Source organism: Sphingobium limneticum (assembly GCF_008710165.1).
GTDB lineage: Bacteria > Pseudomonadota > Alphaproteobacteria > Sphingomonadales > Sphingomonadaceae > Sphingobium > Sphingobium limneticum.
In genome coordinates this window covers 496,830-518,727 of record NZ_VYQA01000001.1, presented here as the reverse complement: position 1 = coordinate 518,727, position 21,898 = coordinate 496,830, and the positions used below count along the sequence as shown (strand labels likewise).

Here is a 21,898-nt window from a genome sequence, read left to right as displayed (position 1 = left end):
CAAGCTGATGTGGATCAGCACAATTTGTTCGGAACGGCTTCTGCTGCCCTTCAGTTAATGCTGGAAAGGAGAATGTCCATGCTCAACCCGCCCGTCCGTTTCACCCGAGACGTCGAACAGTTTCAGCCAGATGAAGCGGAAACCATCGAGGGCTTGAAGCAGGCTTTCGACGTCATTCTGGAGCGGACGGCTGACGATTATGGTCATGCCGTTCGCTCGGTACATGCCAAGTCGCACGGGATATTGGAAGGCGAAATGCAGGTTGTGCCTGACCTGCCGCCTGAATTGGCGCAGGGTCTGTTTGCGCGGCCGGGCACGCACAAAGTCTATTTGCGCATGTCTACGAACGCGGGGGACATATTGCCGGACTCGATCAGCCTGCCGCGCGGGATGGCGATCAAGGTGCTGGACGTGGAGGGGGACCGGCTTCCCGGCTCGGAAGGAACGGCGCAGGATTTCGTTTTCGTCAATGGCCCGATCTTTCAGGCAAAGACGGCTGACAAATTTCTGGGCAATCTCAAACTGCTTGCCAAGACGACCGATCGCATGGAAGGCACGAAGAAAGCGGTGTCCGCAACGTTGCGCGGCGTACGTCACGCCTTTGAAGCTGCTGGAGCCAAGCCGCCTACGGCGCTCAATTCGCTGGGCGGCGCGCCGCAATCCGAGCCACTTGGCGATACCTATTACACGACGGTGCCCTTCCGGTATGGCGATCATATCGCCAAATTCAGCCTGGCGCCGATCGCGCCATCCATGACCGCGTTGACGGGGCAGGAGATCGCGGTCGACGGTCGCGAGAACGCAATCCGCGAAGATGTGCGAAAGGAGATGAGAGGCGTCGACGCACTCTGGGAGTTTCGCGTCCAGCTTTGCCGGGATTTGGAGAAACAGCCCGTGGAAGATCCGACCGTTGCGTGGGATGAAGAAGATGCGCCGTTCATCACCGTCGCCACGATCCGCGCGAACGCTCAGGACAGTTGGGATCCGGCGCTCGTGGAAAAGGTTAACGAACAAATGCGGTTCAGCGTGTGGACGGGCATCGCGGCACATCAACCGCTTGGCAACATCAATCGCGCACGCCGCGACCCCTATCGCCACTCCGCCGATTTTCGCGCGGCCTTCAACAACTGCCCCTATCATGAGCCGCAAAGGGGCGAAGCCTCGTCTTGAACCGATCCGTATTGAATTGCGTTTCCAGTGCCTTCGCAAGCATAAGGCACTGGAAACGAACCAACTTACGCGACCGTTTGCGCGATTGAATATGGTGGCGGGGAAGAGCCTGCCATCAACGTTTGCCGATAGGGCGGGCCGATTTTTGTCGGCAGGTCGGATGTCCTGCGCATTCTACACGTCGTCATTTGCGTAATGCCCCTATGGCATCATCGCCGGATGCCCGATAGAAGCGCATGACCATCCTCATTCCTCTCCTCGGCGACCAACTCAGCCATGGTCTGGCGCCGTTGCGCGATGTCGATCCATCGGATGCGGTGGTGCTCCTGATGGAGGTAGGGGATGAAGCAACCTATGTGCGGCATCACAAGCGCAAGATCGCCCTGATATTTTCGGCCATGCGCCACTTCGCCAAAGAACTCGAGGCCAAGGGCTGGCGCGTCGAGTATATGTGCATCGACGATCCGGGCAACAGCGGGAGTTTTACCGGAGAGGTCAAGCGGGCTGTCGAGCGTCATCGGCCGAGCGCGATCCGCATCGTCGAACCCGGAGAATGGCGGGTGAAGACGATGATCGATGGCTGGAGCAAAACGTTCGGACTTCCCGTGGATGTGCTGGTCGATGATCGCTTCCTCTGCGGCATATTGGAGTTCCAGACCTGGGCGCAGGCGCGCAACGACCTCGTCATGGAATTTTTCTACCGGGATATGCGCCGCAAGACCGGCCTGCTGATGGAGTCCGATGGACAGCCGACGGGCGGCGCATGGAATTTCGACAAGGAGAACCGCGCACCACCCAGGTGCGGCCTGAACTATCCAGAACCCATGCACTTTCAGCCCGATCAGATCACGGAGCAGGTGCTGGCGTTGGTAGAGGATCGTTATGGTCAGCATTTCGGGCGGCTGGAGAAATTCAGCCTGCCCGTGACGGCGGGGCAGGCGCGCAGGGCGCTCGGACATTTCGTTCGGACGGCATTGCCTGATTTCGGCACCTATCAGGATGCCATGGTGACAGGACAGGACTGGCTCTACCATAGCTGGCTCAGCCCGGCGCTGAACCTCGGCCTCCTGACGCCGCTGGAGGTCGCGCAGGCGGCAGCCGATGCTTATGCGGCTGGCGACGTGCCCTTAAATGCAGCGGAGGGATTCATCCGCCAGATCATAGGCTGGCGCGAATATGTCCGCGGCTATTACTGGCTCGAGATGCCGGAAGTGGGAGATGCCAACGCTCTTGCGGCAACGCGACCGCTGCCGGCATTCTACTGGACCGGCGATACCGACATGCTCTGCCTGGCAGAGGCGATCCGCAATACGCGAGACAATGCCTATGCGCATCATATCCAGCGTCTGATGGTGCTGGGCAATTTCGCCATGCTGGCGGGCATTCGCCCTCAGGATGTCGCGGATTGGTTCCTGATCGTCTATGCGGACGCATATGAATGGGTCGAACTGCCCAATGTCATCGGGATGAGCCAGCATGCCGATGGCGGACGCCTCGCGACGAAGCCTTATGCGGGCGGTGGCGCTTATATCAATCGTATGTCCGACCATTGCGGTGGGTGCCGTTATGACGTGAAGAAGAAAGTCGGGCCGGATGCCTGCCCGTTCAACGCGCTTTATTGGGATTTTCTCGCGCGGCACGAACGCCGCTTCCGTCGGAATCGCAGAATGGTTCAGATATACGCCAATTGGGATCGGATGAAGCCCGATGTCCGCGATGCCTATCGCGCAAGTGCGGCCGATTTTCTGGCGAAGCTGGAGCCTGCGGAAGAAGGCTGGGTCCGATAGGACTTAGTGTCGAAAGGCGACGCCTTTGCTGCGACGGCACGCTTCAGTCCTAACAAATTTCAGAGTCATCCTTTGGTCGCGAACGCAGCATAGCGCTCCCGCCAGGCGGTTACTTCGGCTCTCAAATGCGCAGGGGCGGTTTCTCCCGACAGGACGAAACCGGCGACGTTGCTGTCGGGGTGCATCAGCATCTTCTTCGATCCGTCGGTGAACCAAACCGGTACCAACATATCGCAGACGCCGTCGAGGATGGCGCCGGCCACGCCATTTTCGATCGCCTCGCTGCCGGGGAGCAAGCGCAGCATGATCGATACGCCTTCGAAGCAATTGCGTGGCTCACGGACAAAATCGAGCGACACCAAAATGCCGGATCGATCCGGACGAGCCTCGTCAGGCAAAGCCGTCATCCTGCGCCAGCCGCAAAACCAGGTTCGGCAAATATGCGGGCGCACGTCATGAATGCCGCACCCATGATCCGTCAGATGCGTACAATGGGTTCCGGCCGGCTTGTTGAAATCGGGCGTATCGACGGTAAGGATAGTGCAACAGATCGTGCAGTCGCCGCACGTCCGTTCAGGAAGGACGGGGCCCAGCAATGTGGTTTCCAGATCATTCTCTGCGCGCATGCCGGGTCAGGTGCCCGGAGCCTGCCTGAAATGCAAGTAGGGTACGCGCGCCTGCCCAAGGTGACGCTGCGCTGCTGAGCGGCGGTACCGGCCGATCATCCGATTTTGCCGTTGCAAAGGCTGGCGGGGCGACCGAAAGAGGGGGCATGAAAAATTGGCTATCCTTCGTTGCTGCCGGCCTTGTTTCCTTCCTCGCGTTGGGAAATCCGGGCTGGGCGCAATCTTCCCCTGCCGAATTGTACGGCGATCTGTTCCAACGCGTTCAGCTTGAAAAGCTGTTCCCCGACGGCAAGACCTTCGTCGACGCCACGCCGCGATCGGACCCGGCTGCGATCATGGCGGCCTATCGCCAGCAGCCACCCCAGGGCAAGGATGCGCTCGAGGCGTTCGTGCTGCGCCACTTCCGGGTGCCCGGCGTCAACGATCATGGCGCGTCCAACTTGCGCGCCCATGTGCGCACTCTGTGGCCCACCCTGGTTCGCCAGCCGGTCGAGCGGCAGGCGGGCAGTTCCGCGCTACCGCTACCTGCGCCCTTCGTCGTGCCGGGCGGGCGGTTTCGCGAAATCTATTATTGGGACAGCTATTTCACGATGCTGGGCCTGGCAGTCGATGGCCAGCAGCCGCTGATCGAAAGCATGTTGGTGGACTTCACCTCCACCATCGAGATTTACGGCCACATCCCCAACGGGATGCGCAGCTATTATCTCAGCCGCTCGCAACCGCCCTTCTATGCGTTGATGCTGGACCTGTCGAAGGATGACAGCGCCGACACCGCCACCCGTCAATTGGCGGCGCTGCGCGCCGAACATGCCTATTGGATGAAAGGCGCGTCCTGCGTGCAGCCCAGCGGCGCGTGCGAACGCGTGGTGCGGATGCCCGACGGCACGCTGCTCAACCGCTACTGGGACGACAAGGATACGCCGCGCGACGAATCCTACGCGGAAGATGTCGCGACCGCGTCGGAAGCAAAGGGCGACAAGGCGATCACCTATCGTCATCTGCGTGCCGGCGCGGAAAGCGGATGGGACTTTACCTCGCGCTGGTTCGGCGACGGACGGACGATCGCGACGATCCACACCACCGACATCGTGCCGGTGGACCTCAACAGCCTAATGCTGGCGATGGAACAGCGGATCGAGGTGCGTTGCCGCAAGGCAGGCGACGGCGCCTGCGCCACCGAATTTGCAGGGCTGGCGCGCAAGCGCAAGGCCGCGATCGACCGTTATCTCTGGGTGGCCAAGGAAAGCCGCTATGCCGATTGGGATAGCAAGGCGAAGAAGCCGACAGCCATCCTTTCCGCCGCAACACTCTATCCGCTCTTCGTCGGCGCGGCGTCGCCTTCACAGGCCAGTGCCGTTGCGACCACCGTCCGCGCCAAGCTGCTGGGCAGCGGCGGCCTGCGCACCACGCCCAATGCGACCGGCCAGCAGTGGGATACGCCCAATGGCTGGGCCCCGTTGCAATGGGTGGCGATCGACGGCCTGGCGCGAAACGGACAGGAAAAGCTGGCCCGCGATATAGCCGGACGCTGGATCGGCACGGTCGCGGCCGCTTATGCCGAAACCGGCAAGATGCTGGAAAAATATGACGTCGAAGAACGCAAGCCCGGCGGCGGCGGCGAATATCCGCTTCAGGACGGGTTCGGATGGACCAACGGCGTCACCAGCGCGCTGCTGGACCGCTATCCCGACATAGCGGCCGAACTGGAAAAGGCGGACTGAACGAAAAAGGGGCCGGGCGATTGGATCGCCCGGCCCCTTTTCCATGGCGGGGTGCCCATGGACACCCCGCTCATCCCTTAGAAGCTGTAGGCAGCGCTGAAGCGGAAGGAGCGGCCCAGGATCGGGCGGGCCAGGATCGTGCCTGCACCCTGCGATCCGATGATGCGCGGATTGCCTTCGGTCAGGCCCAGCTCGTCGGTCAGGTTGTTGCCGGTCACTGCCAGCTTCAACCGCTGATTGACGTCCACCGACACGCCTGCGTCCAGCTGATAATAGTTGGGCAGCAGCTGTGCATTCTCCGGGTCGGAGAAGCGGTCGCCCGTATATTGCAGCGTGGCGAAGATGGACGGACGGAAATCGCCCACCGTCAGTTCGTAGCTGGGCGTCACGCGCCACATCCATTTGGGCTGACGCTGCACGCGGTTGCCGGTGTTGTCGATGGTGCCGTTGCCGCTGAAGAAGCCGCGATAGGTGCCATCCAGATAGGTGCCCGCCGCCGCGATGCTGAAGCCCGCGAACGGACGGATCACGCCTTCCAGCTCGACGCCGGTCGCCTTCGCGCCGCCGACCGATTCATTGGGCACGCCGTTGATGATCTGCGTCGTGGCCAAACCGTCGAACTTATTGTGGAACAGGGTCGCGTAGAGGTTCAGCATCGGGGTCGATACCTTCAACCCGCCTTCATAGGTGTCCACCTTCGAGATGATGGTCAGCCCTTCGCGCAAATTGTCGAACTGCGGGAAGCTGTTGCCACGGCTGTACCGGGCAAAGACGCCGATCTGGCTGGTGAAGTCGTAATTGGCGCCCGCCGTCCACGACCAGCGCGATGCGTTATAGTCGATGCGGCTGGCTCCGCCCAGCTGCACGGTCCGGTCGTACAGGGTGGCGGCGCTGCCATCCTGATCGAAGGCCGCGCCGGAAGTGGCGACATCACCCACGACTTCGTGACGCTGCCAGCGCACGCCGCCATCGACGCGCAGCTTGTCGGTGATCTGAAGCTCATCGACCGCATAGAAAGCGATGTCGCGCCCTTCATAGCGGCCGTTCACCAGGAAGCTGGCGCCGGAGGTGAAGCCGTCGCGAGTCGCAATCCGGCCGTCGCCCAGCGTCAGGTTCAGGCGACGGGCATTGGGTTCGGCGGTCAGCAATACGTCATTGCCCAACGCCCAATTGTCGCGAGTGGTGTAGTTGGCGAGATAGAATCCGCCGGTCAGCGTGTTGCCGCCGGTCTTGAACTCCAGCGCCATGTCGTTGACGAAAGCGTCGATCCGCTTGCGCACGTCCCAGATGCCCGCACGCATAACCTGCGTGCCGGCCGCTGCCGCGCCGCCGCCCGATGCGTAGGTCAGGCTGCCCACGGTCGAGCCCGCACCGCCCAGCGTGGTGGCCATCGCCGCCGCGCTCATCGGCGCGTCGGTGGGAACCAGGCCGATGGTATTGGCCGTGCCCCACATATAGCTGGCACGTTCGCGAATGCTCAGGCCATCGACCAGCTCATAGTCGAAGCTGAGGCCCAGATTGCCCAGCTTCGCGCCGCGACCATCGGCCAGATCGACGGTGCGACCGGCATTGTTGGTGGTGACGCGCACATCGCGACCGGCAAGCGCGCCGGTGCCATGGTCGAAATTGGCATATTGGCTGATCTTGCTGCCGTCCTGATTGACGGGGATGGGCAGCAGCCACTGGCCATGATCGTTCAGATAACGGCCGTAGATCAGCAGCGAACCGCGACCGTCGAAATCATGGCGGATGTTCGCGGTGATCTGACCGCCCTTTTCGGCGCGGAATTGCGGATCGCGGATACCGTTGCCCTGCGCATAATAGCCGCCGACCATGAAGGTCGTGTCTTCGCTGATCGGGCCGGAAATCCAGGCGTCGCCACGGATTTCGTCATAATCGGTGTAGGACAGCTTCGCAAAGCCCTTGAGCGTCTGGCCGCCTTCGCGCTGCTGCACGTTGACGGTCAGGCCCGGCTGGCCGTTGGAAAAGAGCGAACCGGTGCCGCCGCGCACGGCTTCCACGCGATCGACGGTTTCGTCGAGGCGGATCAGCTGCGAATTTTCAAGGAAGGACAGGGTCGAAGGCGGGAAGAAAGGCACGCCGCCCAGCTGGAACGTCACGAACTGCGCGTCGCCGCCCGACGGATAGCCGCGCACGAAGATGTTGGCGCCGTTCTGGCCGCCGGAGCTTTCGGCGCTGACGCCCGGAATGGTGCGCAGCAGGTCGGCCGTGCTGTTGGGCGCGGCGCGGGCGATGGCGTCGCTGGACAGGCTGGTGACGGCAAAGGCCGCATCCTGACGACGCGTACCGGCGCCTGCGGTGCCGACGACGACGATGTCGGCCTGATTCTCATCGGCCGCCACGTTGGGCGCATCCTGCGCGGCAGGGGCGGTCTGGGCCATCGCGCTCCCGGCGAGCAGGGCGAAGGGGGCGGCGCCGGCCAGAAGCAGCCTGGACGCGGATGAACGGAAAGTACGCATTATGATATTCCTCCTGAGCCTCCGGCATTCTCAAAGGAGCCGGATCGCAATCATGTTCGGGAAGCCGCGTTGAACGATATCTTCCACCACCCGCATCGGAACGCGGGCGCAACGGCGCCCTGATCGCTTAATCGCGCGCTCGCAAGAAAGTTTCACACCTGTTGCAATTCGATAATTGGGTGTGACATTGATGCATCACAGCGCTCGCATGGCCGTGATGGGCGCCGGCCTTCTGACGGAGCCTTTGGATCAATTCGCCCCGACACACGCAGACGATCTGACAGCGTCAGAGCCTAGACGCCAAACATCGCAAGGTTCCGAAAACTACTAGGGTAGTCGGCCGAGCGATATGTCTGGGCATTGCAAGGACTGGTGGTTGCGCCGGTCGTCGGCCTTATGCCGTCGTCAGCACGCCGCTATATGCGGGATCCTCCAATGCTTTGCCGGCTCCCATTGCTACGCAGGTCAACGCATCGTCTGCCACCCGTACCGCCAGACCGGTCTGCTCTGACAAAGCCTGATCGAGATGGCCGAGCAAAGCGCCGCCGCCGGTCAATGTTATCCCCTCATCTATGATGTCGGCGGACAATTCCGGGGCTGTCTGTTCCAGCGCAGACATGACGGCCAGCTTGATCTGCCCCACGCCTTCGACCAGCGCTTCTGCGATTTCCGCTTCGCTGATCGTAATCTCCGCGGGACGGCCATTGACCAAATCACGGCCCTTGACCTGCATCATGCGCCCTTGATCAAGCGGTATCACCGCCGAACCGATATTATGCTTGATGCGCTCGGCGGTCATTTCGCCGATCATCAGATTGTGATTGCGCCGCACATGAGAGGCGATGGCCTCGTCGAGCTTGTCGCCCCCCATGCGAACGGAATTGCTGTAGGCGATGCCTTGCAAAGACAGGATCGCCACCTCCGTCGTGCCGCCACCTATATCCACCACCATGGCGCCGAGCGGCTGGGTGACCGGCAGGCCCGCGCCGATCGCCGCCGCCATGGGCTCGTCGATCAATTGAACGCGCGATGCACCTGCGTTCATGGCCGCGATCTGTATCGCGCGACGCTCCACCATCGTCGATCCGGACGGGACGCAAATGACGACCGCATGGCGCCGACCAAGCCGTCCGGACGAACCGACGGCCTTGGCCATGAAATGCTTTATCATCTGTTCTGCCACGTCGATGTCGGCGATGACGCCGTCCCGCAATGGCCGGATCGCCTGAATATTGGCGGGAGTCTTGCCCATCATGGGCTTTGCTTCATTCCCCACAACCTTGACGCGCCGAACACCGGCTATGGTTTCGAGTGCGATAACCGACGGTTCGTTGAGCACGATGCCACGATCGCGCACATGGATAACCGTATTCACCGTGCCAAGGTCGATCGCCATGTCATGAGCGGAGGAGGCAAATAGTCTGCGAAACATCTGATATCCGATTGGGAACAGCCAAAGCCCTTGCTTGCGCCGCTTGACGGCGCAATGGCTGTACGCTGAGCTGGATGATTGTCGGGATCATCGGAGTTTTCGGGGCGGCGCGTCGGTCAGGTAACGTTACCGCATATGCTGCGTTCAACTTGCCTCGTCACGGCGTATGTTCGGATCATGCGCAGGCAATCGAACCGGCAGAATCAGTACCGTTCAGCGCCTCGAACTTGGATCGCATATCCAGCCGACGTCATTCATCATTGTCTTGCTGCGCTTCGTTCACCCCGGCGACGACCATCTCCAGCACGCGCGTCGCCAATTCCATCTCTTGCATGCTCAGATTGACAAATACCTTGGTTCGAATGTCGGATAGGATAGGCTGCACCTGTTCGACCACCGCTCTGCCAGCGGCCGTGATCTCGATATAGCGCGAACGTTTGTCGGTCGGGTTTTCTACGCGTCGGATAAGACCATCTGATTCCAGCGAATTCAAGGTCCTGATCAGCGGCGGCCATTGGATGGCAAGGCGAGCCGATAACAAGGACGTGGTGATAGGCGGCGTGGCAACGCTGAGTACGAACAAAGTCTGCCATCTGGACCGGGACTGACCGGTCGCTGCCATCATCCGATTTTCGACATGCGTTCCCCAGCGACGGGCTGACAGCGAAAGAATTCGGGTCAGTCGAAATTCGACATCATCCCGCGACCCTTCGGGAAAATAGGCGCGATATTGTGGTGTCGTGCTGTCGAACGGATCGACCGGATTCGGATTGTCAGAGGTCATGCCATTCCCATCGCAATGCAGGCGAACCGAATTTAAGCCCGCTCTTCGCTCATAGCGACGCGCATGGCGAACTGCAAAAATGCCGAATTTCTTGAGTTTTCTTTCAGCGATAAGGGCCGTTGACAAACTATGTACCTAGATACATAAATACGGATGAGGCCGCAGCAGAAGGCCAGGAGAGGGAAGACAGATATGCGATTGAGCACGCAGCGCATCCGCACGAACGCGAGTGTCCTGGCCATTGTCGGCTTTACCATGGCGATAGTGCCTCAATATGCGGCGGCGCAGGAGGCGGCGACAGCCCCACCGTCCGCCTCGGCCCAGCCCGCAGGTGAAGAACAGAATGTCGCCGCTCCGGCCGGCTTGCCGGTGACGGACATCGTCGTCACGGGTACGCGCCTTGGCTCCAGCTTCAACGCACCGACGCCCGTAACCTCGATCGGTGCGGAACGGCTGGATGCGTTGGGCATCACCAATGTCGGTGAAGCGCTGAATCAGTTACCCAGTTTCCGCGCATCGAGCGGCCCTGCGGCTCAGGCCAATCTGGGCGGCAATATCGGTGCGCGCCTGCTCGATCTGCGCGGCCTCGACCCGCAGCGCACGCTTGTCCTGGTCGATGGCAAACGGTTCGTGCCCAGCACCGTGCAAGGATCGGTCGATACCAACCTCATCCCGTCATCCTTGCTCCGCACGGTCGATGTCGTGACCGGGGGTGCGTCGGCGGCCTATGGTTCGGATGCCGTCGCTGGCGTCGTGAACTTCGTCCTGGACCGGAAGAAGGAAGGTCTGGACGGCGAATTTGCCGCCGGCATGTCGCAACGCGGCGATGACGGCAACCTGTTTGCCAGCCTGTCGGGTGGCATGAGCTTTGGCGACCGGATCCATGTAATCGGCGCGGTCGAATATGAAAAGCTGGATGGATTGGGTACGTGCACAAGCCGCAGCTGGTGCAACAGCCAGACCCTGATCCTTGGCAATACGCCCGGCGCCGGCGGCCTGCCCGCCAATCTGATCATCGGGGGGGTCAATACATCGACCATGTCTCCTGGCGGGCTGATCAACCGTTCCTATAATGCGGCGGGTCAGGCGATCGGCACGACGGCGACCGACCCCCTGCGCGGGACCAAGTTCCTGGCTGACGGAACGCCTGGGCGTTTCCAATATGGCACGCTCGTCGGCCCGCTATTCATGCTCGGCGGCGAGGGGCAGGGGCGTAACGGCTTTATCTCGGCGCTGCGACTCAAGGTGCCGCTGGAACGAGTGTCCACCTATGGCGCGCTCACGGCGGAATTGACCGACGATGTGACGCTGACGGCCGACGTGTCTTACGGGCGCGTGAAAGGCACGGTCGATGGTGCGATCTTCCGCGACTTCAATGGTACGCTGATGGGCCGTATCAAGCGCGACAATCCCTTCATCCCGGCCGCAGTAGCATCCGCCATGGACGCCAATGGCGTCGCATCCTTCATCCTGGGCAAGGCGGCATTCGACCTTGGCCCGGGCCGGGCGACATCGACGACAGAAACATATCGCGGCGTTCTGGGCGTCGAGGGTAAGCTGAGCGACAAGTGGACGGTCAACGGCTTCTATCAATATGGCCGGACCAACTTCACCCAGCGCGCGACCAATCTCGTCAATCAGGCCCATCTTTTGAAGGCCGTGGACGCTGTGCGGTCCGGCGGCCAGATCGTATGCCGTGTCAATGCCGACGCCATAGCCAGCAATGACGATGCTGCCTGCGTACCCTTCAATCCTTTCGGCGAGGGGCAATTTAGCCAGGCATCGGTGGGTTATATCACCGGCAACGGTCTGCAACATACGGTCAATGAACAGCATGTGGCAGGCGTGGACCTGCGCGGCGAACTGTTCGACCTGCCCGCCGGCCCCGTGACGGTGGCGATCGGCGCGGAATATCGCCGGGATACGGTGGATGGCACTGCCGATCCGATTTCGGCCGCGAACGGCTTCTATTCGCTCAACGGCTCCGCTCTGTCCGGCGGCGTTACCGTCAAGGAAGTGTTCGGCGAAATCGCGGTTCCGATATTGCGGGATTCGGCGGTCGGCCATGCGCTCGACCTCAATGGCGCCGTCCGTCGTACGCATTACAGCACGACGGGATCGGTCACGACCTGGAAAGCGGGGCTGGTCTATGAGCCGGTCGAAGGCGTCCGGTTCCGTGGTACCCGGTCGCGCGACATTCGCGCGCCAAACATCTTCGAACTGTTCGGACCGCAGACGCTTCGTTCGATCGGCCTGTCCGACCCGCTGAACGGCGGCTTGCAGACCAATCCCTTCGTCATTACCGGCGCAAATCCGGACCTGTCCGTTGAAAAGGCGGACAGCTGGACCGGTGGCTTCGTCATCGCGCCGCGTCATGGCATTTTCCAGCGCATGCGCCTTTCGGTCGATTATTATGACATCAAGGTCGCCGATGCCATCGGCGCGCTTGGTGCACAGACCCTCGTCAATCGCTGCGCGCAGGGCGCCACCAATTTCTGCAGCCAGATTACGCGCGATGCCAATAATCAGATTCTTCAGGTGCGCGACGTCATCCTCAATTCCAATGCGCTCAAGACCAGCGGCTATGATATCGAGCTTCAATATCGCCAGCCGCTCGGATCGTGGGGCGAGTTGAACGCACAGTTGATCGCGAACATCACCAAGGAGCTGACCACTGTCGACGCCTTGGGCGCAGTGGATCGCGCGGGCCAGACGGGCGTGCGCACCGGAACGATACCGGGCGTGCCCGACTATGTGCTGGACGGCGTCTTGACCTGGACGGTGGGCAAGTTCCAGCTGACCGGCCATGGCCGCTATATTCCTTCGGGCATCTATTGGACCAACTTCGTTGGCCCCGATCAGGATGGTTATGCCGTCACTGCCCCGAACAGCGTCGACAATAATAATGTGCCCAGCCGCTTCTACCTCGACATGACGGCGCGGGTGAATGTCGAAACCGGCAATGGCCGGACCTTCCAGTTGTTCGCCACGATCAACAACCTGCTCGATCGGGATCCGCCGGCGATGCCCGGCCCATCGGGCGGCACCAACCAGATCCTGTTCGATCCGGTCGGCCGTGCGTTCAAGGTCGGTGCGCGCTTCCACTTCGGCAAATAAGGCGCAGGCGCGAGAGGCATTGAGATGACCATGAACGCAACCGATCCATCTCCCCCCGGCGTCATCATGGTGACGGACGTGATTGAGCGCCAAAGGATCAATGCGTTCGTCATCCGCCTCGTCGCGATATCCTGGACCGTCACCTTTCTCGACGGCTTCGACATGCTCGTCATTTCCTTCGTCGCACCCTATTTGCGCGACGGGTTTGGCGCCGACGTCATTTCCCTGGGCGAATTGTTCGCCGTGGGCGTGTTCGGCGCGATGCTGGGCGGGATCGCCTTCGGTTGGCTGGGCGACCGGTATGGACGGCGCCCGATCATCATCGCGTCAGTCGCGGCGTTCGGTGCCACCAGCATGGCCATCGCGCTCGCGCCGGGCATGCAGGCATTGTTGCTGCTGCGCTTCCTGAACGGTGTGGCCCTGGGCGGGTTGATGCCGCTCGCCTGGGCACTCAATATCGAATTTGTGCCCAGCCGCTATCGGGCTACCGTCGTGACCATCATCATGATGGGCTATACGCTGGGCGGCGTGGTCGCCGGACCGATGACAGTCTGGCTCGCGCCCCATTGGGGCTGGCAATCGGTATTCATGGTATCGGGCATCGCGACCCTGCTGCTCGTCCCGCTTCTTTTCGTCCTGCTGCCGGAATCCGCCCGTTATCTGGCGGTCAAGGGGCGATCGCCCGAAAAGATCGCCAAGGCGCTGAACGCACTTGAGCCGGGACTTGGCGCAAGGCCGGAGGATCGTTTCGTGGTGACGGACGAAATGGCTGGTTCGACAGGGCAGGGCTTTCGGATCACGACCCTGTTCAAAGGCGATCTGCGCCCGATCACCACCTTGCTCTGGCTGGCCTATATCGGCAGTTCGATGGCGGTCTATTTCAAGTCGAACTGGGGGCCGATCATCTTCGAGGATGTCGGCTTTACCCGGACCCAGGCGGCGATGATCATGTCGGTCAGCTCGATCGGCGGTTCGCTTGCGGGCCTGGCGCTCATGCGCTTTACCGATCGACTGGGTCCGATCGCAATCGCCTTCTATCCGATGCTGGCGGCGCCGTTGCTGTTGCTCATGGGGCTGGCACCCGTCTCGCTACAGGGCCTGGCCGCCTTCTCCCTGCTCAGCATGGCGATGATCAGCGGTACACATTTTGGCATGCACTCCATCGCCGGCATCTTCTACCCCAGCGCGATCCGGGCCAATGGCGCGGGATGGGCGACGTCCGTGGCGAAGATCGGCTCGATCTTCGCACCGCTGCTGGGTGGCTATCTGCTGGCGATGCACATGCCGCCACGCCTGTTGTTCGTCCTGCTGGCGGCAACGCCTTTGCTTTCCGCTGTTGCGCTCGTCCTGCTTGCCCGCGTCGGCAAGCGTCAGCGTGGCGGCAATCCCCACCCCACCGAAAATATCGTCCTGCCGGCGCAAGCCGTGACGACCAGATCCTAAAGGAAAAACGATCATGGCTTTGACTACGACTCCCATCACGCCCCGCTTCGGTGCCGAGCTTTCCGGCATCGACATGAGCCAGCCACTGAGCGAGGCTGATTTTGCGGCGATCAAGGATGCGATGAACATATGGGGCGTATGCGTCATTCGCGGGACCGGTTTCGACAATGCGGCGCATGTCGCCTTCAGCCGCCATTTCGGCCATCTGGAGACGGCGCCAGCGGTCAAAAATCGCCCGCGCCGCCATCCGCATACGCCCGAAATATTCGATGCCAGCAACCTGACCCCGGCCGGAGAGATATTGGTCGATGAGAATATGGTCCTGCACAAGAAGGGCGACCGGCTGTGGCATACGGATTCGTCTTTCATGGATCTGCGCTCGGCCTATTCGCTGCTGCTTGCCTATGAAGTGCCCAAGGAAGGCGGCCTGACCTATTTCGCCGACATGCGCTCGGCTTATGAGGATCTGCCCGCCGATGTTCGGGAAAAGATCGGTACGCTCGAGGCGGAGCATTCGCTCTGGTATTCTCGCCTGCTCGCCGGCTTCCCGATTACGGAGGAGGAGATCGATGGACGACCCAAGGCGCGCCAGCCCATGGTCATGCACCAGGAGGCGACGGGGCGCACTGCCATCTATATCGGCAGCCATGCGATGGATGTGGCAGGTCTGCCGAAGGAAGAAGGACGTGCGCTCATCAAATATCTGATCGACTTCGCAACCCAGCCGCAATATATATTCGGCGTTTCCTATCAGCCGGGGGACATCGTTATCTGGGACAATCTGGCAACGATGCATCGGGGCGGCGATTTCGACATCTTCAACGAACGACGCGACATGCGCCGCACCACGGTGCGCGAGGGCGATGCGCCGGAGCATGCGGACGATCCGTTCACCGCCTATTTCGCTGCTTCGGCCGCGACGAACTGAGCGGCCAATATGTCAGGCAAGCCCCGGATACTGGTTACGCGCAAATGGCCCGAGCGGGTCGAGGCCTTGATTGCGGAGCGGTACGACGCGACCTTCAGCGACGACGATCGTCCATTGACGGACGCCGCATTGATGGCTGCTATGCGCGACTATGATGCGATCTGTCCGACCATCACCGACAAACTACATGCCGGCATCGTCGGCGTTGCGGGACGACAGGTAAAGATCATCGCCAATTATGGCGCCGGTTTCGAACATATCGACCTGGCGGCTGCAGCGGCGGCCGGCATTGTCGTCACGAATACGCCGGGCGTCCTCACCAACGCGACGGCCGATATCGCCGTTACCCTGATGCTGATGACAGCCCGCCGCGCTGGGGAGGGCGAACGGGAATTGCGCGCCGGGCAATGGACGGGTTGGCGGCCGACCCATTTGCTCGGTACCAGCCTGCGCGGCAAGACGCTGGGACTGGTCGGCTTCGGTCGGATCGCGCAGGCTGTGGCGGAACGTGCCCGCTTCGGCTTTGGCATGAACATCGTCTATTTTTCGCGTCGTCCCGGCGCGCAGGACGATGTGCAGCGGCTGGACGCCCGATATATGTCCTCGCTTGGCGACATGGTGGCGCAAAGCGATGTCGTGTCGCTGCATGTTCCTGGCGGAGCGGCGACGCGCAACATCATCGATGCGCAGATGCTTGGCCGAATGGCGCCCCACACGATCCTCATCAATACGGCGCGGGGAGATGTCGTGGACGAAGGTGCCCTGATGGATGCCCTGGAAAGCGGGCGGCTGGGTGGGGCTGGCCTTGATGTGTTCGCAGGCGAGCCTGAGATTTCCCAACGTCTTCGTGATGCCCCGAACACGGTACTCCTGCCGCATCTGGGCAGCGCAACCCGTGAGACGCGCGAAGCGATGGGATTGCGCGCGCTTGCCAATCTGGACGATTGGCATGAAGGCCGAACACCGCGAGACAGTCTTTGAAGCAGGCAGGCATTGACGATATTATCGCAGCGGAACGCTTGCCGCCTTCGTACAGGGCGATGGTCGATCGTTGGTGGCAGCCATTGGCGCGACAGATAGGTGACTGGAAAAATGATGCTGGACGCCCGATAATCGTCGGCGTGAATGGCGCGCAGGGCAGTGGCAAATCGACTATTTGCCGGTTTCTGGCATCCCTTCTCCTGCCAGAGATTGGATTATCGGCGGTCGTCGTCGGGCTGGACGATCTCTATCTGCCGTCTAAGGCGCGGGCGCGATTGGCTCGGGATATTCACCCTCTGTTTCGGACGCGCGGAGTGCCGGCTACGCACGATATCGAACTCGGCCTCTCTATACTGGATGATCTGGCCGGCGGACGGCAGGCATTGATCCCGCGCTTCAGCAAGGCATTGGACGATCGGCTGCCGCAAAGCGATTGGATGCGCCATTCCGGCCATGTCGATGTCGTCCTGTTTGAAGGTTGGTGCGTCGGTGCCCGCCCGCAGGACGAAGCGGACCTTGTCGCGCCGATCAATATTCTCGAGGCGGAAGAGGATAAGGGCGCTGTTTGGCGCACGCATGTGAATGATGCGCTTCGAACATCCTATGCCCGATGTTTTTCGGTCATCGACCATATGATCATGCTGAAACCCCCATCGTTCGACCATGTGCTGCAGAACCGCCTGCTTCAGGAACATAAGCTTCGCGCTCTGACGCCCGATGCTGCGGGTATCATGCGTGATGAAGAGGTGCGGCGCTTTGTGAATCATTATGAGCGGTTGACCCGCCATATGTTCGCGGACCTACCGGACCGCGTCGATCTGCTTTTCAGCCTCGACGCCGGACAGGATGTTATGTCCTGCAGTCGGGCGGGCCTACGCGACATGAAAGAGAGGGATGGGCATGTCGGATGAAAATCTTGTGCCGGACGACGCCATTCGACCGGGTCTGGAATTTGTCTATGCCGCCCATGCGCAATTGGCCGCGCCGATTCAGATTGGCGACACACCGGATGGAACGCGTCGGATCATTCCGATCCTTTCCGGCAGTATTGAAGGACCGCGGATCCGGGGCCAAATCCTGGGCGGTGGCAGCGATTGGCAAGTGCGCAGGCCCGATGGTGTCACGGTGGCAGATGCCACTTATGGAATCCAGACCGATGACGGCGCTGTCATCCAGATCAGGAACCGCGGCCTGCGTCATGGCCCCGCCGACGTGATGGCGCGATTGATGGCCGGGGACATCGTCGATCCCAAAAGCTATTATTTTCGGACCGTGCCGGAATTTATGGCGCCGCTGGGCCGATATACATGGCTGAACGAAAATATCTTCATTTGCTCCGGCGCGCGTTATTCGGACTCCATCCGACTATGGGTCTGGCGTATCGTCTGAGCGGAAATTGAACCAGGATTTGGGATCGTGCCGGCGCGTCTTCTTGCCCGTTCTTCCGCCCGGAAAGGCTCCCTTGACCGAGACGAACCCCTATCTATTTCTCACCGCACAAGTGCGACGCCGATGCGCAGGCGCGTGGTGCGGCGATTATAGTCCAGCAGATTTTCGCCATAGCCTACGAAGCTCTGTCCAAAGAGGTAGAAATCCGGGCGGCCGCCCAGGATATGGCGAAGCGGATAGGACAAGTCGGCCGCGATCGACCCCTTGCCGCTGCCGAAGTTGATGCGGCTGGTCGTGGAGAGGCGCAGGCCGTCGTCCTGGCCAATTTCGACAGACAGGCCGCTATTGCCGCGATAACGGCGAATGTCGGGATTATCCGACAGGTCGCCGGCATAGAGCCATGCGCGCGGCGCCACGGTCAGGCGTGTCTCTTTGCCCAGAGAGAAGGCTGCCATCGGCGCGACGTAGATGGTGTTCAGGCTGCGCGAGAAATCGCCGTCGCGTCCGTTGGATTCGTGGCGCAGGCCGACCTGCGCGCTAAGTGTCGTCCTATCCGACAGCGCCTTGGGCGGTGTGGTGTAAAAGATTTCCGGTTGGAAATCGATATTGCGGAAGGGGGAGGAATCCGCCCCCAGATCCCAGAACATGCGCTGGGTATAGGCAAAGTAAAAGCCGTCGCCCAACGCCGGATGGTCCTTGCGAGCCTGGCTACCGAACAGCTGATATTTGAAGCTGAGCTGGATGCGGGCCTCGCTATTGGTGCCGGGACCATAGACGGCATAGATAGGCTGATAGGCGCTCAGATTTTCGAGGAAGGCGTTACCGACGGTACGGTCGCTGGGTGAAGGGGTAGCGGGCACAGCCGAGCCGACAGGCGCTTCGGCAACCGTCCTGTCGATATTTGCGGTCGCATGAGCGGCGCGAGTGGGCGCCGGCGCAGCGGCCAATGTCACCGCCTGGCCGTTCCAGCCGGGGATGGAGAGACGCGCGCCATCCTGAAAGGCGTCCGGTTCGAGCCGATAGCGCGCTGTGGCAAAACTGCCCGGCGCGATGCTGAGCGTAGCGGGGGTGGCGGGGTCGCGACGCAACATCACGGTACGACCGGTGCCCAGCGCGCCCGGCCGGTCCAACTGCGCCTCCACATTGTCGGCCACATCGGCCTGTATCGTGGTCGTGCCGATGTTGAGCAGGCGAATATCGACCAATGCTCCGCCGCCTGTCTGTGGTTCCACATGGCCGATCAGCGGCTCGACGCCATTCTGGGCGAAGGCCGCGTCCGGCACGGTCGCGGCCAGAAGGGCGGCGAGCAGGAACCTTGGGGCGATCTTCATAAGGGCGTCTTCTTCGCAGCGGATGGTGCGCCCCCCTTACCCGATTTCTCCGGTCGAACGACATATTTGTGCGATTGTCACGATGGGACGGTCCGGCATCCTTGCGCGACATGCTTGTTTCGGCACGGCTTCAGCCGTGGTGCGCAACCGGATCAATAGCGTTCGACCCATGGACGCAGTTCGACCTCCCAACTCCATGCGCTGCGATGCTGGGCCAATATGGCAAGATAGGTCTGGGCGATGCTTTGTGGATCGAGTGTGCTGTCGGGGGCATCCTGAGGATCGGCGCGCGCCTGACTGCGCACGGACCCGTCGATCACGAAATGGGCGACATGGATGCCCTTTGGCGCCAGTTCGCGGGCGGCGCTCTGGGCCAGGCCACGCAGGCCGAATTTGCCGATGGCAAAGCTGGCCGAATTGGCGAAGCCCTTCACACTGGCGGTCGCGCCGGTCAGCAATATCGCACCGCGTCCGTGGGGCACCAGCCTCCTGGCAGCCTGTTGCGTCACCAGAAACGCCCCGAACGACGATACTTCGATCGATCGTCGAACCAGTTCCGGGTCCAGTTCCGTCAAAGGGCCGCGCACGCGCCCGCTGGCATTATACAGCACCACTTCCGGCACGCCGATCGCGCGTTCGGTCTGCTCGAAAAGGTGCGCGACGGAGGCCGGGTCGGTCGCATCGACCTCCAGTCCGATGGCGTCGCTCGCATTGGCGACGTCGCGCAGCCGATCCGGGTTGCGGGCCGCGACCACGACCTTGAGGCCGGCCGCCGTCAGCGCGCGCGCGACGGAAGCACCGATGCCGGGGCCGGCACCGACGACCAACGCCGTCTTGTAGGGAAGATCAGCCATGATGGGCCTCCCGTTAATAATGGATGGCGCGAGGACTGCCGCCGCCCGCCGCGATCGCGTCGCCGTTGATGGCCACGCTGCGGGGGGAGGCAAGGAATGCGACCACCGCTGCGACCTCCTCTGCTTCGACGATACGGCCGATCAGCGATTGGCCGAACAGCGCCTTTTCCGCGGCGTCCGGGCTGATATCGTCGGCCGCCGCCTTGGCCGCCACGGCATCGGCGGTCTTTTCCGTCCGGGTCGCGCCGGGATGAACGACGGTGACGTTGATGCCCTTTGGCCCCAGCTCGTCCGCCAGATTTTTGGTGAGTGCGGCGATCGCGACATTGCGGGTCGATCCGGGGATCGTGCCCGATTGCCGCGCGGCAAGACCGCTGATATTGATGATCCGACCCCAGCCATTGGCCACCAGATGCGGCGCGGCGGCCCGCGCAACCCGCAGATAGCCGACCAATTTGGTATTGAGTTCGTCCAGCAGATAGTCGGATGCGACGCCCGCGACACCGGGCACTTCCGGTCGCGCGCCCGGACGGGCGGCGTTGTTCACCACGATATCGAGGCCGCCCAGCTGTGCGATCGCATGGGCGATCAGCGCATCGACCTGATCGTCATCGCGCGTGTCGGCGATGAAGGCATGGACCTCACCCCCCGTTTCGCGCGCCAGCTCTTCTGCCGCAGCGGTTGCGGCCGCCAGATCGCGCGCCGACAGCAGGACGCGGACGCCCTCCTGCGCCAGCGCGCGGGCGATCGCCTTGCCGATCCCCCGGCTGCCGCCGGTTACAAGGGCGCGCTTGTCCTTCAGTTGCAGATCCATGGCATGTCCTTTCGCTTATTTGGCCCGCGGATTATTTCGGAAGCCAGACATTGTCCGCCTGTGGCCGCAGTTGCGCGGCGCGCAGGCAGTGATGGAGGATCTGATAATAGCGGCCCACAAATTGCGGTCCCTGAAGGAAGGGGTTGGCTCTGTCCGGGGCTGCCGCGATCGCTTCGATGCGGGCACGCGTCCCATCGGCAAAGATATGGGTGTTCAACACCCCTTGTGCGGACGCCGCCCGGCTGATCTTCGCAAAGCGCAATACGGAACTGTCATAGGCCTTCAACCCACCGACCTTCTCGGTCGGCTCGATCGAGGCTGGGAAGGCGGTGCTGCCCAGAAGCGAGAGATTATGTACCTTGCCGTTCGACCGGACCGGCACGATCGCCGATACGGCACCGGGCGTATGACCGGGCGTCACGTAAAGGGCGACCTTGGTGTCTCCCAGCGTTATGGCCTGGCCGTCGCCGATGACGATGTCGCGTTTGGGCAATTGGGTACCGCTGCGTTCGATGGCATCGGCCGGCGTGTTTTCGATCAGCGTCCAGTCCGCGGCGCTGATCGCCACCCGTGCGCCATAGGTCTTCTGCAACCAGGCCGAACCACCGAAATGATCATAATGGCCATGGGTCACGATGACGTAGCGGATAGTGGTGGGGTCCAGCCCGAGTTTTTGAAGCCCCGGTATCAGATGCTCCCGCGCCTCCGTCTCGCTTTGCGCCGCGTCGAACAGGATCAGCCCCTCGCTCGTCTTGAGCACGAACACGCCCACGAAGCCGTTGCCGATATAGAAGAGATTATCGAACAGCTTCGTCGGTTCCAGCCATTGCTTGCTGTCCGTTTCCAATGCCCGCCGTACGACGCCGCCACCGTGCGGTTCGCACAGGAACAGGGGCGCCTTTAGGTCCTCTCCGGCAATGGCCCGCGCCTTGGCCGCTTCGGCCAGGGCGGCGGGGGTATCGGACACCGACTGCGCGCCTGCCGTCGCGGCGAGCAGGGCGCAAGCGATCGGGATGATGGAGCGATACATGGCTTTCCCCG

17 protein-coding genes are annotated in these 21,898 nt (G+C 61.8%); 8 read left to right on the top strand and 9 right to left on the bottom strand.

Features of this window, described 5'->3' with window-relative positions; all coding sequences use genetic code 11:
• Positions 1-78: 78 nt before the first annotated feature.
• Both F4U95_RS01990 and F4U95_RS01985 read left to right on the top strand, forming a co-directional pair.
• Positions 79-1,170 (top strand): catalase family protein, encoded by a 1,092-nt coding sequence (locus F4U95_RS01990; RefSeq protein ID WP_120253603.1) that lies wholly within the window; start codon positions 79-81, stop codon positions 1,168-1,170.
• 236 nt (positions 1,171-1,406) lie between these two features.
• Positions 1,407-2,957: a cryptochrome/photolyase family protein gene (locus tag F4U95_RS01985; protein ID WP_120253307.1), complete on the top strand. Its 1,551-nt coding sequence runs from the start codon at positions 1,407-1,409 to the stop codon at positions 2,955-2,957.
• 65 nt (positions 2,958-3,022) lie between these two features.
• On the opposite strand, the gene F4U95_RS01980 is transcribed toward F4U95_RS01985, so the two are convergent.
• Positions 3,023-3,583: a YkgJ family cysteine cluster protein gene (locus tag F4U95_RS01980; protein ID WP_120253306.1), complete on the bottom strand. Its 561-nt coding sequence runs from the start codon at positions 3,581-3,583 to the stop codon at positions 3,023-3,025.
• Positions 3,584-3,729: 146 nt separating this feature from the next.
• On the opposite strand from F4U95_RS01980, the gene treF reads away from it, so the two are divergent.
• Positions 3,730-5,304 (top strand): alpha,alpha-trehalase TreF, encoded by a 1,575-nt coding sequence (gene treF / locus F4U95_RS01975; RefSeq protein ID WP_120253305.1) that lies wholly within the window; start codon positions 3,730-3,732, stop codon positions 5,302-5,304.
• Between the two features lie 77 nt (positions 5,305-5,381).
• On the opposite strand, the gene F4U95_RS01970 is transcribed toward treF, so the two are convergent.
• The 3 genes from F4U95_RS01970 to F4U95_RS01960 all read right to left on the bottom strand — a co-directional run bounded on the left by F4U95_RS01970 (position 5,382) and on the right by F4U95_RS01960 (position 10,000).
• On the bottom strand, positions 5,382-7,784 hold the full coding sequence (locus F4U95_RS01970) for a TonB-dependent siderophore receptor (protein WP_120253304.1): 2,403 nt from the start codon (positions 7,782-7,784) through the stop codon (positions 5,382-5,384).
• Positions 7,785-8,178: 394 nt separating this feature from the next.
• On the bottom strand, positions 8,179-9,216 hold the full coding sequence (locus tag F4U95_RS01965; RefSeq protein ID WP_197716469.1) for a rod shape-determining protein: 1,038 nt from the start codon (positions 9,214-9,216) through the stop codon (positions 8,179-8,181).
• 250 nt (positions 9,217-9,466) lie between these two features.
• The gene (locus F4U95_RS01960; protein ID WP_120253302.1) at positions 9,467-10,000 is read right to left on the bottom strand and encodes a MarR family winged helix-turn-helix transcriptional regulator; all 534 of its coding nucleotides are present in this window, start codon (positions 9,998-10,000) and stop codon (positions 9,467-9,469) included.
• Positions 10,001-10,192: 192 nt separating this feature from the next.
• Between F4U95_RS01960 and F4U95_RS01955 the strand changes: the two genes are divergently transcribed.
• The 4 genes from F4U95_RS01955 to F4U95_RS01940 are packed head-to-tail and all read left to right on the top strand — an operon-like array spanning position 10,193 to position 16,469.
• On the top strand, positions 10,193-13,117 hold the full coding sequence (locus tag F4U95_RS01955) for a TonB-dependent receptor domain-containing protein (RefSeq protein WP_150411804.1): 2,925 nt from the start codon (positions 10,193-10,195) through the stop codon (positions 13,115-13,117).
• 24 nt (positions 13,118-13,141) lie between these two features.
• Positions 13,142-14,560, top strand: coding sequence for an MFS transporter (locus F4U95_RS01950; RefSeq protein WP_120253301.1), 1,419 nt, complete (start codon positions 13,142-13,144; stop codon positions 14,558-14,560).
• A 13-nt stretch (positions 14,561-14,573) separates the two neighbouring features.
• Positions 14,574-15,488 carry a TauD/TfdA dioxygenase family protein gene (locus F4U95_RS01945; RefSeq protein WP_120253300.1) on the top strand — a complete coding sequence of 305 codons (915 nt, stop codon included), beginning with the start codon at positions 14,574-14,576 and terminating at the stop codon, positions 15,486-15,488.
• A 9-nt stretch (positions 15,489-15,497) separates the two neighbouring features.
• The gene (locus F4U95_RS01940; protein ID WP_120253299.1) at positions 15,498-16,469 is read left to right on the top strand and encodes a 2-hydroxyacid dehydrogenase; all 972 of its coding nucleotides are present in this window, start codon (positions 15,498-15,500) and stop codon (positions 16,467-16,469) included.
• Between the two features lie 215 nt (positions 16,470-16,684).
• Here the strand turns inward: F4U95_RS01940 and F4U95_RS24525 are convergent, their stop codons facing one another.
• On the bottom strand, positions 16,685-17,236 hold the full coding sequence (locus F4U95_RS24525; protein ID WP_161600358.1) for a hypothetical protein: 552 nt from the start codon (positions 17,234-17,236) through the stop codon (positions 16,685-16,687).
• Positions 17,237-17,369: 133 nt separating this feature from the next.
• Here F4U95_RS24525 and F4U95_RS01930 point away from each other — a divergent pair, with 133 nt between their 5' ends.
• Positions 17,370-17,858, top strand: coding sequence for a DUF3237 domain-containing protein (locus tag F4U95_RS01930; RefSeq protein WP_232016328.1), 489 nt, complete (start codon positions 17,370-17,372; stop codon positions 17,856-17,858).
• 101 nt (positions 17,859-17,959) lie between these two features.
• On the opposite strand, the gene F4U95_RS01925 is transcribed toward F4U95_RS01930, so the two are convergent.
• The 4 genes from F4U95_RS01925 to F4U95_RS01910 form a co-directional block, all read right to left on the bottom strand.
• A complete protein-coding gene (locus F4U95_RS01925; RefSeq protein ID WP_120253296.1) occupies positions 17,960-19,189 on the bottom strand; it encodes a phospholipase A in 1,230 nt (409 codons plus the stop codon).
• Positions 19,190-19,341: 152 nt separating this feature from the next.
• A complete protein-coding gene (locus F4U95_RS01920) occupies positions 19,342-20,043 on the bottom strand; it encodes an SDR family NAD(P)-dependent oxidoreductase (RefSeq protein ID WP_120253295.1) in 702 nt (233 codons plus the stop codon).
• Between the two features lie 13 nt (positions 20,044-20,056).
• Positions 20,057-20,857, bottom strand: coding sequence for an SDR family NAD(P)-dependent oxidoreductase (locus F4U95_RS01915; RefSeq protein ID WP_150411805.1), 801 nt, complete (start codon positions 20,855-20,857; stop codon positions 20,057-20,059).
• A 31-nt stretch (positions 20,858-20,888) separates the two neighbouring features.
• Positions 20,889-21,887 carry an MBL fold metallo-hydrolase gene (locus F4U95_RS01910; RefSeq protein WP_120253293.1) on the bottom strand — a complete coding sequence of 333 codons (999 nt, stop codon included), beginning with the start codon at positions 21,885-21,887 and terminating at the stop codon, positions 20,889-20,891.
• Positions 21,888-21,898: the final 11 nt, after the last annotated feature.

Excerpts from the sequence above, each read along its gene's own strand:
- F4U95_RS01950 (WP_120253301.1), top strand. The coding sequence starts at position 13,142 with ATGACCATGAACGCAACCGATCCATCTCCCCCCGGCGTCATCATGGTG.
- F4U95_RS01960 (WP_120253302.1), bottom strand. The coding sequence starts at position 10,000 with ATGACCTCTGACAATCCGAATCCGGTCGATCCGTTCGACAGCACGACA.
- F4U95_RS01985 (WP_120253307.1), top strand. The coding sequence starts at position 1,407 with ATGACCATCCTCATTCCTCTCCTCGGCGACCAACTCAGCCATGGTCTG.
- F4U95_RS01930 (WP_232016328.1), top strand. The coding sequence starts at position 17,370 with ATGTCGGATGAAAATCTTGTGCCGGACGACGCCATTCGACCGGGTCTG.
- F4U95_RS01910 (WP_120253293.1), bottom strand. The coding sequence starts at position 21,887 with ATGTATCGCTCCATCATCCCGATCGCTTGCGCCCTGCTCGCCGCGACG.
- F4U95_RS01970 (WP_120253304.1), bottom strand. The coding sequence starts at position 7,784 with ATGCGTACTTTCCGTTCATCCGCGTCCAGGCTGCTTCTGGCCGGCGCC.
- F4U95_RS01940 (WP_120253299.1), top strand. The coding sequence starts at position 15,498 with ATGTCAGGCAAGCCCCGGATACTGGTTACGCGCAAATGGCCCGAGCGG.
- F4U95_RS01965 (WP_197716469.1), bottom strand. The coding sequence starts at position 9,216 with ATGTTTCGCAGACTATTTGCCTCCTCCGCTCATGACATGGCGATCGAC.
- F4U95_RS01915 (WP_150411805.1), bottom strand. The coding sequence starts at position 20,857 with ATGGATCTGCAACTGAAGGACAAGCGCGCCCTTGTAACCGGCGGCAGC.
- F4U95_RS01945 (WP_120253300.1), top strand. The coding sequence starts at position 14,574 with ATGGCTTTGACTACGACTCCCATCACGCCCCGCTTCGGTGCCGAGCTT.
- F4U95_RS01920 (WP_120253295.1), bottom strand. The coding sequence starts at position 20,043 with ATGGCTGATCTTCCCTACAAGACGGCGTTGGTCGTCGGTGCCGGCCCC.
- F4U95_RS01955 (WP_150411804.1), top strand. The coding sequence starts at position 10,193 with ATGCGATTGAGCACGCAGCGCATCCGCACGAACGCGAGTGTCCTGGCC.
- F4U95_RS01925 (WP_120253296.1), bottom strand. The coding sequence starts at position 19,189 with ATGAAGATCGCCCCAAGGTTCCTGCTCGCCGCCCTTCTGGCCGCGACC.
- F4U95_RS01990 (WP_120253603.1), top strand. The coding sequence starts at position 79 with ATGCTCAACCCGCCCGTCCGTTTCACCCGAGACGTCGAACAGTTTCAG.
- F4U95_RS24525 (WP_161600358.1), bottom strand. The coding sequence starts at position 17,236 with ATGATTCACAAAGCGCCGCACCTCTTCATCACGCATGATACCCGCAGC.
- F4U95_RS01980 (WP_120253306.1), bottom strand. The coding sequence starts at position 3,583 with ATGCGCGCAGAGAATGATCTGGAAACCACATTGCTGGGCCCCGTCCTT.
- treF (WP_120253305.1), top strand. The coding sequence starts at position 3,730 with ATGAAAAATTGGCTATCCTTCGTTGCTGCCGGCCTTGTTTCCTTCCTC.